Source organism: Micromonospora sp. DT201 (assembly GCF_049841575.1).
Taxonomy (GTDB): Bacteria; Actinomycetota; Actinomycetes; order Mycobacteriales; family Micromonosporaceae; genus Micromonospora.
On record NZ_JBNCKP010000001.1, the window covers coordinates 22,818 to 36,367 of the forward strand.

The 13,550-nt window shown below is 71.6% G+C and carries 13 protein-coding genes; 7 read left to right on the top strand and 6 right to left on the bottom strand.

Annotated features, from left to right (window positions below; all coding sequences use genetic code 11):
- The first annotated feature begins 86 nt into the window (after positions 1 to 86).
- From ACLQ28_RS00105 to ACLQ28_RS00130, 6 genes are all read left to right on the top strand, one after another.
- Positions 87 to 857 (top strand): ABC transporter ATP-binding protein, encoded by a 771-nt coding sequence (locus ACLQ28_RS00105; RefSeq protein WP_425684171.1) that lies wholly within the window; start codon positions 87 to 89, stop codon positions 855 to 857.
- On the top strand, positions 857 to 1,747 hold the full coding sequence (locus tag ACLQ28_RS00110; RefSeq protein ID WP_425684172.1) for a branched-chain amino acid ABC transporter permease: 891 nt from the start codon (positions 857 to 859) through the stop codon (positions 1,745 to 1,747). The genes ACLQ28_RS00105 and ACLQ28_RS00110 overlap by 1 nt, the downstream gene beginning before the upstream one ends.
- On the top strand, positions 1,744 to 2,859 hold the full coding sequence (locus ACLQ28_RS00115) for a branched-chain amino acid ABC transporter permease (RefSeq protein ID WP_425684173.1): 1,116 nt from the start codon (positions 1,744 to 1,746) through the stop codon (positions 2,857 to 2,859). Before ACLQ28_RS00110 ends, ACLQ28_RS00115 begins: the two co-directional genes overlap by 4 nt.
- 108 nt (positions 2,860 to 2,967) lie before the next feature.
- The gene (locus ACLQ28_RS00120) at positions 2,968 to 3,714 is read left to right on the top strand and encodes an SDR family NAD(P)-dependent oxidoreductase (protein ID WP_425684174.1); all 747 of its coding nucleotides are present in this window, start codon (positions 2,968 to 2,970) and stop codon (positions 3,712 to 3,714) included.
- Positions 3,715 to 3,820: 106 nt separating this feature from the next.
- Positions 3,821 to 5,941 carry a RecQ family ATP-dependent DNA helicase gene (locus tag ACLQ28_RS00125; RefSeq protein WP_425684175.1) on the top strand — a complete coding sequence of 707 codons (2,121 nt, stop codon included), beginning with the start codon at positions 3,821 to 3,823 and terminating at the stop codon, positions 5,939 to 5,941.
- 169 nt (positions 5,942 to 6,110) lie between these two features.
- Entirely contained in the window at positions 6,111 to 7,130 is a 1,020-nt protein-coding gene (locus ACLQ28_RS00130; protein WP_425684176.1) for a hypothetical protein, read from the top strand.
- 10 nt (positions 7,131 to 7,140) lie between these two features.
- Here ACLQ28_RS00130 and ACLQ28_RS00135 read toward each other — a convergent pair whose 3' ends face one another.
- On the bottom strand, positions 7,141 to 7,557 hold the full coding sequence (locus ACLQ28_RS00135) for a helix-turn-helix domain-containing protein (RefSeq protein WP_425684177.1): 417 nt from the start codon (positions 7,555 to 7,557) through the stop codon (positions 7,141 to 7,143).
- A gap of 248 nt (positions 7,558 to 7,805) precedes the next feature.
- Here ACLQ28_RS00135 and ACLQ28_RS00140 point away from each other — a divergent pair, with 248 nt between their 5' ends.
- Positions 7,806 to 8,255: a hypothetical protein gene (locus ACLQ28_RS00140; RefSeq protein WP_425684178.1), complete on the top strand. Its 450-nt coding sequence runs from the start codon at positions 7,806 to 7,808 to the stop codon at positions 8,253 to 8,255.
- Between the two features lie 17 nt (positions 8,256 to 8,272).
- Here ACLQ28_RS00140 and ACLQ28_RS00145 read toward each other — a convergent pair whose 3' ends face one another.
- The 5 genes from ACLQ28_RS00145 to ACLQ28_RS00165 form a co-directional block, all read right to left on the bottom strand.
- The gene (locus ACLQ28_RS00145) at positions 8,273 to 9,451 is read right to left on the bottom strand and encodes a class I SAM-dependent methyltransferase (RefSeq protein WP_425684179.1); all 1,179 of its coding nucleotides are present in this window, start codon (positions 9,449 to 9,451) and stop codon (positions 8,273 to 8,275) included.
- A gap of 86 nt (positions 9,452 to 9,537) precedes the next feature.
- Complete coding sequence (locus ACLQ28_RS00150; RefSeq protein ID WP_425684180.1) at positions 9,538 to 11,220, bottom strand: DEAD/DEAH box helicase; 1,683 nt, start codon at positions 11,218 to 11,220, stop codon at positions 9,538 to 9,540.
- A 532-nt stretch (positions 11,221 to 11,752) separates the two neighbouring features.
- Positions 11,753 to 11,980 carry a DUF3107 domain-containing protein gene (locus ACLQ28_RS00155; RefSeq protein ID WP_110563159.1) on the bottom strand — a complete coding sequence of 76 codons (228 nt, stop codon included), beginning with the start codon at positions 11,978 to 11,980 and terminating at the stop codon, positions 11,753 to 11,755.
- Positions 11,981 to 12,044: 64 nt separating this feature from the next.
- Positions 12,045 to 12,683, bottom strand: coding sequence for a TetR/AcrR family transcriptional regulator (locus ACLQ28_RS00160; RefSeq protein WP_110563158.1), 639 nt, complete (start codon positions 12,681 to 12,683; stop codon positions 12,045 to 12,047).
- A gap of 122 nt (positions 12,684 to 12,805) precedes the next feature.
- Positions 12,806 to 13,159, bottom strand: coding sequence for a hypothetical protein (locus ACLQ28_RS00165; RefSeq protein ID WP_425684784.1), 354 nt, complete (start codon positions 13,157 to 13,159; stop codon positions 12,806 to 12,808).
- Positions 13,160 to 13,550 lie beyond the last annotated feature (391 nt).

The window sequence follows — 13,550 nt, forward strand, 5'->3', positions numbered from 1 at the left end:
CCGCAGTCGCGAACGGAGGTGGCTCTGTGAGCGCGAGGAGTGAGCTGGGTTTGCGAGCCCCGCAGTCGCGAACGGAGGCGGTTCTGATGGAACCGATCCTCAGCGTGGAGGACTTGTCGGTCCGGATCTCCGGGCTGCACATCCTCCAAGGGGTGTCCTTCACGGTCGCCCCGACCGGTGTGACAGTCCTGCTCGGCCGCAACGGCGTCGGCAAGACCACTACGTTGCGCGCGATCGTCGGCCTCACCCCGGCTGCCGGGGAGGTCCGCGGCACGATCCGGATGGGCGCGCAGAGCCTGCTGGCTCGGCCCACGCACCGGCTGGTCCGCGGTGGGCTCGGCTACGTGCCCGAGGACCGGTGCGTGTTCGCCGGCCTCACCGTCGCGGAGAACTTGCGGCTCGCCGAGCGGCGCGGCACTAGCCCGGCGTACGACAAGGTTTTCGCGCTCTTTCCGGAGCTGGACCGGCGCGGACGGCAACGGGCCGGTTCGCTCTCCGGCGGGCAGCAGCAGATGCTCGCGATCGGGCGGGTGCTGCTCAACGACAACCGGCTGTTGCTTGTCGACGAGCCGACCAAGGGGTTGGCGCCGAAGGTGGTGACCGAGGTGGCCGAGGTGCTGGAACGGGTCGCGGAGTCGGTGCCGGTGCTGCTCGTGGAGCAGAACCTGGCAGTGGTGCGCAGGCTGGCCCGCGATGCGGTCGTGCTCGCGGCGGGCAAGGTGGCCTGGACCGGCGATGCCCGTGAGCTGCTACTGGAGACCGCGCTGACCAGGTCGCTGCTCGGCGTCGGCACCGGTGAGGCACACCACCAGGCCGGGTCGGACCGCGCTCCGGTGGCCGGAAAGGACGCGCACTGATGGGCACCGTGATCCTGTTGGCGTTGACCGGGCTGGGCCTGGCGGCGCTGTACTTCCTGGTCGCCTCCGGTCTGTCCCTGGTCTTCGGCCTGGCCGACGTGCTGAATTTCGCGCACGGGTTGTTCCTCGGCGTCGGCGCGTACGGCACCTGGTGGGCGGCGGGCAACCTGCCGGGTGCCGGCTCCGACGGGTTCGGCTTCGTGTTCGCGGTCGCCTTCGGGGTGGCTGCCGGCACGTTGGTGGCGATCCTGGTCGAGTTGGTGCTGATCCGCCCGCTCTACTCCCGCACGATCGAGCAGGTGCTGGTCACCGTCGGTCTGTCCCTGGCCGGGGTGGCGCTTCTGCAGGCCACCTGGGGTGCGGACGCCCGGCCGTTCCCGCGCCCCGACTGGACCCGGCAGGTGACCGGGATCCTCGGGGCGCAGGTGCCCAACGGGGGCCTGTTGCTGATCATCGCGGCGGTGCTGGTGCTCGGTGCGATCCTGTCGTTCCTGCGCTGGACCCGGTACGGCCTGGTGATCCGGGCCGGGGTGGAGAACCGGGAGATGGTTACCGCGCTCGGCATCGACGTCCGCAAGGCGTTCACTCTGGTCTTCGCGATCGGTGGGGCGGCCGCCGCGCTAGCCGGTGCGCTCGGAGGGGTCTACTTCGGCACTGTCTCACCGGGGCAGGGCAGCTCACTGCTGATCTTCGCGTTCATCGTGGTGGTGATCGGTGGGATGGGCTCGGTGGTCGGCTCCGCGTACGCGGCGGTCGTGGTCGGGCTGGTGCAGCAGTTCGTCAACTACTACGGCACGTCCGGGCTGGGCGACATCTGCGTGGTCGGCCTGCTGGCCGTGGTGCTGCTGCTGCGCCCGCAGGGCATCGCCGGAAAGGTGGCAACGGCATGACGGTGATCGACGCGCCTCGCGCGCAGGTGCCCGACGAACTCAGTCCGCAGCGGGGGAGGTGGCATCGGGTACGCCCGTTCCTGCCGCTGGTCGCGCTGGTCGTCCTCGTGATCCTGCCGTACTCGACGATCTCCCTGCCGGGGATCTTCGAGGGGCCGGTCAACTCGCCCGGCACCCTGCAACTGCTCGCCATCTGCCTGATCTTCGGCGGGTTGGCCGCCGGGTACGACCTGCTCTTCGGCCGGACCGGCATGCTCTCCTTCGGGCACGCGCTCTACTTCGCGGCCGGCGTGTACGGCACCGACATCCTCATCACCAGGGCCGGCCTCCCGCTGTGGCAGGCAGCGCTGCTGACGATCACCGGCGGCACGATCCTCGCCGCGCTGCTCGGCGCGGTGGCGCTGCGTACCGTGGGCATCGCCTTCGCCATGGTCACGCTGGCCTTCGCGCAGGTCGGGGCGATCCTCGTCGCACGCGACTTCGGTGGGCTCACCGGTGGCGAGGAGGGCCTGCCGCTGGACGTGTCCGGCCTGCCCGCCGGGCTGGTGGGGGTGACGAACACCGTCAACCTGTACTGGCTGGCGCTGGCGTACCTGACGCTTGTGGTTTTCGTGGTGCACCGGGTGAGCGGTTCCCCGACCGGTCGGGTGCTCGCCGGGCTGCGCGACGACGAGCGGCGGATCGGTGTCCTCGGGTTGGACCCGTACCGCTACAAGCTTGTGGCGTTCACCCTGGCCGGCGGGCTGGCGTCGGCGGGCGGGGTGGTCTACGTGCTGATCGTCGGCGGCGCGTCGCCGCACATCACCTCCTCGGAGTTGACCCTGTCGCTGCTGGTCATGGTGGTGCTCGGCGGGCCAGGCACCCGGTGGGGCCCGGTGCTCGGCGGTGTCCTCTACATGTACCTGGACCACCGGCTCACCGCATTCGGCACGAGCGACGCGGTGGACTCACTGCCGGCCGTCCTGAGTAAGCCGCTGAGCCAGCCGCTGTTCGTCCTGGGCACGGTCTTCATCCTGGCGGTCTACTTCTTCCCAGGAGGCCTGACCAGCCTCGCCCCCCGCCTGTCCCACCTGACCCGCGCCCTAAAACCCCGCAAAACCCCGGCCGGCTGATTCCATTGAATTGAGCCGCGTCGATCATGAGGTTATTGCCGCGACACGCCGTGTCGGCTGCCGATAACTTCATGATCGACGGGGTTTCTCTGCAGGAAGGTCGAGGAGATGGACTCGCGGGTTGCGGTTGTCAGTGGGGGCGGGACCGGGATAGGCGCGGCCGTGGCGGGGGTGCTCGCTTCGGACGGGTACGACGTTCTGATCGTCGGGCGGCGGGCGGACGTGTTGACGGATACCGCCGCACGCATCTCCTTCGACCGTGGTCGGGCCGACGCCGTCACCGCCGTTACCGCCGACCTGACCGACCCGAAGCAGCTTGACTCCGTCCTCATGGCGGTCGGTGATCGGACGGTCGACGTGGTGGTCAACAACGCCGGCGGTTACCTGGGCGGAGACACCGGCACACTGGCCGGGACGGCCGCACACTGGCGGGCCAACCTCGACGCCAACGTGCTCACCGCCGTGCTGCTCACCGAGGCGCTGCGGCCCACCCTGCGCAGCCCGGGCGGCCGGGTGATCCTGGTCAGCTCGATCGCCGCCCAGCGTGGCGGCGGTGGGGCGTACTCGGCGGCGAAGGCCGCCCTGCACGGCTGGGCGTACGACCTGGCCGCTCAGCTTGGACCGGCACAGATCACGGTCAACGTGGTGAGCCCCGGCTATGTCGCCGAAACCGAGTTCTTCGGCGACCGGATGACCACCGAGGGGCACGCGAAGCGGGTGGCGGCGACCCTGGTCGGGCGTGCCGGGCTGCCGGACGACATTGCCGAGGCCGTCCGCTATCTCGCCAGCCCGGCTGCCGGTTACGTCACCGGCCAGGTCCTCGGCGTCAACGGGGGCTCGGTCCTCGGCCGCTGAGCACCCAGCCCTTGTTGATCAAGAGATTTGCGTCATCCTCGGCCGAATCCTGACGCAAACCTCTTGATCAACAAGGGAAGTCCGTCGTTGCTGGTAGAAATGCCGGATGGGCGACGAGCGGGCGGCGGTACGGGAGCGGGCCGAGGCGGTGCTGCGCCGGCTGGCCGGCGACCACGCCCGGCTGCGGGAAGATCAGTGGCGGGCCATCGAGGCACTGGTCGTCGACCGACGGCGGGTGCTCTGCGTGCAGCGCACCGGTTGGGGCAAGTCGGCCGTGTATTTCGTCGCGACCGCGCTGCTGCGCGAGGGCGGCGAGCACGGCCCGACCGTGATCGTGTCGCCGCTGCTGGCGCTGATGCGCAACCAGGTCGAGGCAGCTGCCCGGGCCGGCATCCGGGCTCGCACGATCAACTCGGCGAACCTCGACGAGTGGGACGAGATCACCGCCGAGATCCAGACCGGTGCGGTGGACGTGCTGCTGATCAGCCCGGAGCGGCTCAACAACCCGGACTTCCGCGACGGTGTGCTGCCGAAGCTGGCCGCGACAACCGGCCTGCTGGTGGTCGACGAGGCACACTGCGTCTCCGACTGGGGGCACGACTTCCGGCCGGACTACCGGCGACTGCGGACGTTCCTCAGCGACCTTCCCGAGCGCACCCCAGTGCTGGCGACCACCGCCACGGCCAACGCCCGCGTCACCCAGGACGTGGCGGAGCAGTTGGGCGACGCTCTCATCCTGCGTGGCACCCTGGACCGCGAGTCGCTGCGCCTCGGCGTCCTCGACCTGCCCAGCCCTGCACACCGGCTGGCCTGGCTCGCCGACCACCTGGACCAGCTGCCCGGCTCGGGCATCGTCTACACGCTGACCGTGGCCGCAGCGGGGGAGACGGCCGAGTTCCTGCGCTCCCGGGGCTACCCGGTGGCGTCGTACACCGGCCAGGTCGAGGACGCCGACCGGCGCGCCGCCGAGCAGGACCTGCTCGACAACAAGATCAAGGCATTGGTCGCCACCAGCGCACTCGGCATGGGCTTCGACAAGCCTGACCTGGGCTTCGTCGTCCACCTCGGCGCGCCGCCGTCGCCGATCGCCTATTACCAGCAGGTCGGCCGCGCCGGCCGCGCCGTCGAGCACGCCGAGGTGCTGTTGCTGCCCGGCGCCGAGGACGCCGCGATCTGGCGTTACTTCGCGTCGTTGGCGTTCCCACCGGAGCAGCAGGTGCGTGCCGTGCTGGCCGCGCTGCACACCGACCGCCCGCTCAGCACCCAGGCCCTCGAACCACTTGTCGACCTGCGCCGGGCCCGGTTGGAGCTGATGCTCAAGGTGCTCGACGTGGACGGCGCGGTCCGCCGCGTGCGCGGTGGTTGGCTCGCCACAGGCGAGACCTGGACCTACGACGAGGCCCGGTTGCGGCGCGTCGCCGAGGCACGCACCGTCGAGCAACAGGCCATGCGGGAGTACGCGACCACGACCGACTGCCGGATGAGGTATCTGCGGGAATGCCTGGACGACACCGGGGCGGCCGACTGCGGCCGGTGCGACAGATGCGCCGACCCGCTCTTCTCCGCCGACGTGTCGACGGCCGCGCTCGCCGCCGCGCAGACCTTCCTGGGCCGACCCGGCGTCGAGATCGCCCCGAAGAAGCTCTGGCCGACCGGTCTGGACGCGGTGGGCGTACCCCTCAAGGGCCGGATCGCCCCCGCGGAGCAGGCGCTGCCGGGTCGGGCCGTCGGGCGCCTCTCCGATCTGGGTTGGGGTGGTCGGCTGCGTGATCTCGTCGGCCCGGAGGCGCCTGACGCACCGGTGCCCGACGATGTCGCCGGCGCGGCGGTGGAGGTGCTGAAGGCGTGGGCCCACGGCGATGACCCGTGGCCGCGCCGGCCGCTGGCGGTGGTTGCGGTCGGTTCCCGGCGACGGCCCCGGCTGGTCGGGTCGCTCGCCGAGCGGATCGCCACCGTGGGCCGGCTGCCGTTGCTCGGTGAGGTCACCCCGGCCGGTCCGGGCGGCCCAGCCGGGCCGCGCGGCAACAGCGCCCAACGGGTACGCGCGCTGCACGACACCTTCGTCGTGCCCGCTGACCTGGCCGACGCCGTGGCGGGACTGGACGGCCCGGTTCTGCTCGTCGACGACCTGATCGACTCGGGCTGGACGATGACGCTGGTGGCCCGGGCGCTGCGCCGGGCCGGCGCACCCGGCGTGCTCCCACTCGCCCTCGCCGTGGCCGGCTGACCCGCTGCCGCTCGCGGCGGTCGGCGCCGGATTGCCGTGCTGCTCGCACCTGTGGCCCCGGCCTCGCCCGGTCGGGCCGAATAGTTCCCGGGCACCGCCGAATGCGACAGGCGCCACGCCGTCCGGGCGTCGGCCTGGAGAGGCCCGCCACGACGGTACCGTGGGCGGCATGACCGACCAGCACCCCGCCGCCACGACGGTGGTGCCTGACCAGGTTCCTACCGAGCTGGTGGTGCCTGACCAGGTTTCCGCCGAGCCGGTGGTGCCTGACCAGGTCTCCGCCGCGCCGGACCAGAGCACACTCCGGCTGGCGCTGGTGGTCGGCGGGCTGGTGCTGGCGGTGCTGCTCGGCTTCGGCCTCGGCCGGTTGAACGTCGACGGTGCCACCATGGGCAGCCCGTCGTTGACGGCCGGGCACACGGACCCGCCGGGCATCGGGCCACACAGCCACGGCGCCGCCACCAGCACCGATCAGGGCGCGCCCACCGACTCGGGCGGTCTGGCGGTCAGCTCCGCCGGGTTCACCCTGGCACCCCTGGGCACCGAGTTCGCGGCCGGTCGCCCCGGTCAACTCCGCTTCCAGGTGCGCGACGTGCAACGTCGCCCCGTCACTCGCTTCGCGGTCGTGCACGACAAGCCGATGCACCTCATCGTCGTCCGCCGGGACCTGACCGGCTACCAGCATCTGCACCCGACCATGGCGACGGACGGCACCTGGTCGGTGCCGCTGACCCTCGCGCAGCCCGGCGTCTGGCGCGCGTACGCCGACTTCACCGTCGTCGCCGACGATGGCGCCCAGACCGCGGTGACCCTCGGCACTGACCTGGTCGCGCCCGGCGTCTACCAGCCCCGGCCGCTGCCAGGTCCGGCCACCTCGACGACCGTGGACGGGTTCACCGTCGGCTATCAGGGCACCCCGCAGGCCGGAGCGACCGTGCCGCTGACCTTCCGGGTCGACAGCGCTGGCAGTGCCGCCCCGCTGGAGCGTTACCTCGGGGCGTACGGGCATCTGGTGGCGTTACGCGAGGGCGACCTCGGCTACCTGCACGTGCACCCGGAGCCGGAGCTGGTGGACGGCCAGGTCAAGTTCTGGCTGACCACCCCCGGCCCAGGCCGCTACCGCCTCTACCTCGACTTCCAGGTGGGGGCCGACGTCCACACCGCCGAATTCACCCTCACCGTCCCCTGAGCTGGTCGGTTCAGCCGGCGCGGCTGATGGGGCGGCGGGCCAGGTAGCGGAGCAGGTCGCGGATGTGGTGCTTCTCCTCGGCGGGGACTGTCGGGTCGGCCAGCCGATCCAGGATGGCGCGGACGTCCGCCTCGACCGGGCCGTCGTCGTGGCGACGGCGGGGCGCCGGGCCGACGTCGGGCAGCCCGAGCGCGCGGAACGCGGCAGCGACCGGCAGGTCGAGTGCGCCGCAGAAGCCGCGCACCTTGGCCAACTCGGGATAGTCGTGCCAGTCACCGGCCAGCCAACGAAACACGGTGGAGCGGCCCACGCCGGTGTGTGCGGCGAGGTCGGTCACGGTCCAGCCACGTTCGTCGCGGGCGTCGTCGATGGCGCGCCGAACGAAGCGGGCGAAGGCCATCTGCGGTGTTGCGTCGGCGGATCCCATCCCTGTGTGTCTTCCCCTCCTGCCGGAGCACTGGGACGATGTGACTTCCGAGGGTAGTACCCCCAGGGGCGGAAACAACTGACTGATCGCACAAACTGTCCCATGGACGGGACTTCGCATCAGTCAGGATGCATACACCAAGGTGGGACTGAGCGATCACCATCGTTTTTCCAATAAGCTCGGTGCCCGCCCCGGCATCGCGTTTGTTCGCCTGCCGTGTTCGACCGGACCACCGCCCGAGGAGCACCATGGCCGAAACGAGCCGTCCCCAGCCGTACCAGCCCGGTGCGGTGAGCCTCTTCTTCGTCGCCAAGGCCGGCGTCTTCGCTGCCACGTTCTGGATCTGGTTGCTGATCCTGGTGCTCCGCACCGACTCGGCGACCGGTCTCCAGGTGCTGGCAGCCACCGGCGCCATCACCACCACGCTGGTAGGCGTGATGCTGGGCGCCCGGATGGCGTTGCAGCACAACGCCGCGATCCGGCACGCGGAGGTGAAGAAGCTGCTGGTCGACATCTCCTGGAACGCCTTCACCGCCGCCGGCAACGCCGAGAGCGCGGGCAAGGTGGTGCCGTTCCCCATCGCCCCGGGCGACACCGAGCGGGCGGGTCAGCGTAGCGGTGGCGACCGGGTGACGGTCCTCGACCGTGGTGCCAGCGAGCGCAACGGTGGCCGGGATCGCGGCGACAAGCGTCGCTAGGTGTTCTGCCCAGGAGCCTAGGCCGCCGGCTGCTGGCCGGTCGACTGCTCGCCGGCGGCCAGCAGCGTCTCCAACCGGGGCGTGACCCGCCACTGGTCCACCAACTCGCGGTATTCCGCGCGTTGCGGTTCAGTTGCCGCAGCGCCGGTACGGCGGGCCCGGATCAGCAGGTTGCGCGGCGTGTGCTGGGAGTCCACGAACTCCACCACCTCGGCGCGGTACCCGTGCACCCGCAGCAACCCGGCCCGCAACGCGTCGGTGAGCACGTCGGCGAAGCGCTCGCGCAGGATGCCCTGCCGGGTCAGCAGGTCGTACGGGCCCGGTGCGGGGTGGGCGCGGAGCTGCTTCGCCAGATCGTGGTGGCAGCACGGCGCGGCCAGCACCCAGCGGGCCTCCCAGCGCACCGCCCGGGCCAACGCCTCGTCGGTGGCGGTGTCGCAGGCGTGCAGCGCCAGCACCAGGTCGGGGGCGGGGTCGACGACAGCGTCGGCGATCGTGCCGGCCACGAAGCTGACCTGCTCGGCCCAGCCCAGCCGCTGCGCCAGCTCGGTGTTGCGCCGCCGCTGGTCCTCCCGGACGTCCACGCCGATCAGCTGGACGTCGAGCCCTCGGCTCGATAGGTAGCGGTACGCGGCGAACGTCAGGTAGGCGTTGCCGCAGCCAAGGTCGACCACCCGCAGCGGACCGGTCAGGTCGTCGGGCAGGGTCGCGGCCAGGGCACGGAGGAACGCGTCCACCTGGCGGCGTTTGGCTGCCGAGCCGCCAATCTCGGCGAAGATCGGGTCACCCGGGTCGAGCAGGTATTCCTTCGTCCGGTCATTCCCACCCGGCGTGGTCGCCGCGGGGCGGGACGTCGCGGCTCGGTGCACCTGCGCCTCGCCGGACTTGGTCACCCGCAGTTGCAGCGTCGCGTTGGTCGTCTCGACGTGCCAGTTGCCGAACGGTTCGGCCAGCAGTTCGTCGATGGCCTGGACTGTCTCCGGACCGAGGGCGACGTTGCGGGTGTACGGGCGCGTGCCGTCGGAGGTGGCGATCTGCAGCCGCGGGCCGGCCTTGAGCGTCACCGGCCGCAGTTCGGCCCGAATCACCACGGGATGGCGCCCACGGCGTCGTCCGGCGGCGACCGCCCGGGTCAGCGCAGGGTCGAGCAGCAACGCCCGAACTTCGGTCAGGGCGGCGTCCAGTGATTCCGGCATCGTTCCATCTTCGGCAGGCGGGGTGGGAAGGCGACATCCCCCGTACCGCGCGAGGCGGTGCGGGGGATGTCAGGTGTTGCTGCTGGTCAGTCTGCGGTCGCTTCGGCTGGCGTACCCGCGTCGGAACCGCCACTACGGCGGCGACGACGGCGGCGCGGCTTCGACGGCTCGCCGTCAGCGGCGGCGGCCGGCTCGGCGGGACCGGCGTCGGCGGCGATCACCGCGGTCGGCTCGCCCACGACCGCATCGCCGGCCCGGCGGCGACGCCGGCGGCGCGGGGTACGGGTGCCTTCTTCGGCGGCGTCGACGGGCGCTTCGGCGACGGCGGGCGTGCCGGCGTCGGAGCGGTCGCGACGGCTGTCGCCCCGACCACGGCGCTCTCCACGACCCTCGCTGCGGCTCTCACCACGTCGGGGGGCCCGACCACCGCTGTCGCCCCGGCGGCGCGTCGTCCCACCCAGATCCTCTTCGATCTCGGCGGACAGCCCGGCCCGGGTGCGCTCGGCCGTGGGCAGCGTGCCGCTGACCTCGGTGGAGATGTCTAGGTCGGTGTAGAGGTGCGGCGACGTGTGGTACGTCTCCGGCGGCTCGGGCATGTCCAGACCGAGGGTCTTGTCGATGATCCGCCAGCGCGGCATGTCGTCCCAGTCGACGAAGGTCACCGCGACGCCCGTCGCGCCCGCCCGGCCGGTACGACCGATCCGGTGGGTGTAGGTGTCCTGGTCTTCCGGGCAGTCGTAGTTGATGACGTGGGTGACGCCGGTGACGTCCAGCCCTCGGGCCGCCACGTCGGTGGCGACCAGGATGTCGATCTTGCCGGCCCGGAAGGCCCGCAGCGCCCGCTCGCGGGCACCCTGGCCGAGGTCACCGTGCACCGCGGCAACCGCGAACCCGCGGAAGTCGAGGTCCTCGGCGACCCGGTCGGCGGCCCGCTTGGTACGGGTGAAGATCATGGTCAATCCGCGCCCCTCCGCCTGGAGGATGCGCGCCACCACCTCGACCTTGTTCATCGAGTGGGTGCGGTAGACCAACTGCTGGGTCTGGGGCGACGGGCCGGTTTCGGCGGTGTGCCCGGCGTGGATCGTCATCGGCTGGCGCAGGAAGCGCCGAGACAGGGTGACGATCGGGTCCGGCATGGTGGCCGAGAAGAGCATCGTCTGCCGGTCTTCCGGAAGCATCGCCAGGATCTTCTCGACGTCGTCGAGGAAGCCCAGGTCGAGCATCCGGTCGGCCTCGTCGAGGACGAGTGCGTGCACCCGGTCCAGCCGGAGGTGCTTCTGCTTCTGCAGGTCCATCAGACGGCCCGGGGTGCCGACCAGGATCTCCACGCCCTTACGCAGCGCGTCGATCTGCGGCTCGTACGCCACGCCACCGTAGATCGGCAGCACCCGGACGCCTCGCGTCCGGCCGGCAGCGGCCAGATCCTTGGCGACCTGGATGCCCAGCTCCCGGGTGGGGACGACGACCAGTGCCTGGGGGACGCCGTCGCTGCCCTCGCCCGGCGCGAAGACCCGGTCGAGGAGGGGGACGCCGAAGCCGAGGGTCTTGCCGGTGCCGGTGGGCGCCTGACCGATCAGGTCGACGCCGCGCAGCGCGATCGGGATCGCGTACTCCTGGATGGCGAAGGCGCGGGTGATGCCGGCCGCGGCCAGTGCCTCGACGGTCTCGGCACGGGCGCCGAGTGCGGCGAACGTGGGGGCCTCCGGTCGAACCGGGGCGGTGGGGGCCAGTTCCTGGCCGTCCATCAAATCTTGAGTCAGCTCGCTCATGTGGATGTGGGGGTGCCCTCTCGTGGGTGCGCCCGTCCTGTCCTCAGGGCGCGATCGGTATGACGCGGGCCACACGGTCGGCGGCAGACTGCCGAGCCGGACCGGGCCGCACGCGCGCCGCGGGCAGAGCTTCGATCAGATCGGCGCCCACGGCAACTGCTCCATGCTACCTGAACAGGCCTGGCCTCGTCCCGATTCCCAGCCGGCCAGACGCCACGCGGGGGCAATGATTGTGATCTGCGTCACAGGAGCGGCGAGGGCGATGAGGTGCGTCGGCGACGCGATCGCCGGCTTTCGTCCGCGAGGTCGCCGATGCGCGGAGAGGGCAGAGGCCGGCCGAGCGGGCCGCAGCACCGCGCTGATCGCGCGGGCGACCGGGTCGACAGGCCGGGGTTGCACGGGAGGCTCGCCGCCGCACGCATCGCGCAGGCGGCCTCCGCTGGGACTGCAGAACTGACCACCCGGGCGAGTCGAGCCCGGTGCCGGCCTGCGGCAGGTGGCCAACGCCGACCTGCCGCGATGGCCGGACCAGTCAGCGGACGGTGAAACCGACCGACCGGGGCGACGCCTCGGCGATCTCGACGTAGGCGACCTTCTCGACCGGAACGATGACCCGCCGGCCCTTCTCGTCGGTCAGGGAGAGCGTGCCGCCGTTACCGGCGAAGGCGTCGGTCACGATCTGCTCGATCTCGGCCGGCGACTGAGCGCTGTCCAGTACCAGCTCACGCGGCGCGTACTGCACGCCGATCTTGACCTCCACTGTGCCTCCTCAACTGGGGCGAAAGAACCGCCCTGCGAAGGCTATCCGATCACGGGGTCAGCGGTCAGGCTGACTCACCTTGCAGCGGGAAGCTCGCGATGCCTCGCCAGGAGAGCGCGGCCACCAACGCCTCGGCCTCGGCCTTCGGCACCTGCCGGCCACCGGCCAGCCAGAACTGCGCGGCCGTCTCCGCAGCGCCGACCAGCCCGGAGGCGAGCAACTCGGCGTGCGCCCGGCTCACCCCGGTGTCCGAGATGATGGTGTCGGTGATCGCCGCGATGCAGCCCTGCTCGACCCGCTCCACCCGCTGCCGCACCGCCGGGTCGTTGCGCAGATCCGACTCGAAGACGAGGCGGAACGCCTCGCTCTCGTGGTCGACGAAGTCGAAGTACGCCCGAACCGACGCGCCGACCCGCTCCTTGTTGTCGCTGGTGCCGCGCATCGCATCTTGCACCTGAGCGACGATGGCGTCACAGTGCGTGTCGAGCAGCGCCAGGTAGAGATCCATCTTTCCGGGAAAGTGTTGGTAGAGCACCGGCTTCGAGACCCCGGCCCGCTCGGCGATGTCGTCCATCGCGGCGGCGTGGTAGCCCTGCGCGACGAACACCTCCTGCGCCGCAGCGAGAAGCTGCTTTCGGCGTGCGGAGCGGGGCAGGCGTGTGGGCCGGCCAGCGGTCTGTGCACCGTTCCCCGCAGCGGTCATGGGATCCTCCGAGTTCTCCGTACGAGCCGGCATTTTCCCCCCAGACCGGGCGAAGCCCGTGACCCCCGTCGTGGAAATGGCCCGCCGCTGTAACTTATCGCCACTCTCGGCACACGGTAGCCTCAGCGGGGGCGACCAAGGAGCGCGCGGTGAGTGAAACAGGGCAACCCGGAGCCGCCACCCCGGGAGAGCACGGTGACGGAGCGGGTCAGCACGACGACCCGGGTCGTCCCGTCAGCGGGTGGGCGCCCCCGGCGGGCGGGTGGCCCCGAGCCGCCGATCGTGAGGATGCCCGGGACGAGGCGCCACGCTGGCAGCCCGACCCCGCGTCCGGCTGGCGCACCTCTTCCACCCGACATGGCGACCTGCCATCGCCCCTGGTCGGGCTGCCGAGTGACCTCGATCCGCCGGCGCGCGCCAACGGCCACCAGGCCAACGGTGTGCACCACCCAGACGACACCAACGGCGTCCGCCATCCCAGTCTCGAACCACCTGCGGGGCGCCCCATTCCGGTGAGCGCACCACCCGGGTTGCCCGCGGAGGGTCGACCTGAGGCGATCAGCGACCGACTGGTGGTGCCCGCCCAGCGTCCCGTGCCTCCAATGGAGCAGGGGGTCGGCGAGCCCGACACCGGCCCCGCCCAACGCTCCACCGCCGATCCGGCCGCCGCGCATCGCGCTCGCTGGGCCGAGCCCGGGTTGCCCACGTCGGCTCCGCCGGCCGTCCAGGTGCCGCCCGTCGGCACCGCCGCGTCGGGTTTCGAGGTGCCGCCCGATTTCCACGCGCCAACCGGCGAGCGACTGGCCGCCGACGAACCGCCGGCCGCGCCACGCGACTGGCGGGACCCGCTCCCATCGGAGCATCCGG

Bases quoted from the DNA above. Each gene is read 5' to 3' on its own strand.
- ACLQ28_RS00105 (WP_425684171.1), top strand. From the start codon at position 87: ATGGAACCGATCCTCAGCGTGGAGGACTTGTCGGTCCGGATCTCCGGG.
- ACLQ28_RS00110 (WP_425684172.1), top strand. From the start codon at position 857: ATGGGCACCGTGATCCTGTTGGCGTTGACCGGGCTGGGCCTGGCGGCG.
- ACLQ28_RS00115 (WP_425684173.1), top strand. From the start codon at position 1,744: ATGACGGTGATCGACGCGCCTCGCGCGCAGGTGCCCGACGAACTCAGT.
- ACLQ28_RS00120 (WP_425684174.1), top strand. From the start codon at position 2,968: ATGGACTCGCGGGTTGCGGTTGTCAGTGGGGGCGGGACCGGGATAGGC.
- ACLQ28_RS00125 (WP_425684175.1), top strand. From the start codon at position 3,821: ATGGGCGACGAGCGGGCGGCGGTACGGGAGCGGGCCGAGGCGGTGCTG.
- ACLQ28_RS00130 (WP_425684176.1), top strand. From the start codon at position 6,111: ATGACCGACCAGCACCCCGCCGCCACGACGGTGGTGCCTGACCAGGTT.
- ACLQ28_RS00135 (WP_425684177.1), bottom strand. From the start codon at position 7,557: ATGGGATCCGCCGACGCAACACCGCAGATGGCCTTCGCCCGCTTCGTT.
- ACLQ28_RS00140 (WP_425684178.1), top strand. From the start codon at position 7,806: ATGGCCGAAACGAGCCGTCCCCAGCCGTACCAGCCCGGTGCGGTGAGC.
- ACLQ28_RS00145 (WP_425684179.1), bottom strand. From the start codon at position 9,451: ATGCCGGAATCACTGGACGCCGCCCTGACCGAAGTTCGGGCGTTGCTG.
- ACLQ28_RS00150 (WP_425684180.1), bottom strand. From the start codon at position 11,220: ATGAGCGAGCTGACTCAAGATTTGATGGACGGCCAGGAACTGGCCCCC.
- ACLQ28_RS00160 (WP_110563158.1), bottom strand. From the start codon at position 12,683: ATGACCGCTGCGGGGAACGGTGCACAGACCGCTGGCCGGCCCACACGC.
- ACLQ28_RS00165 (WP_425684784.1), bottom strand. From the start codon at position 13,159: ATGGCGGACGCCGTTGGTGTCGTCTGGGTGGTGCACACCGTTGGCCTG.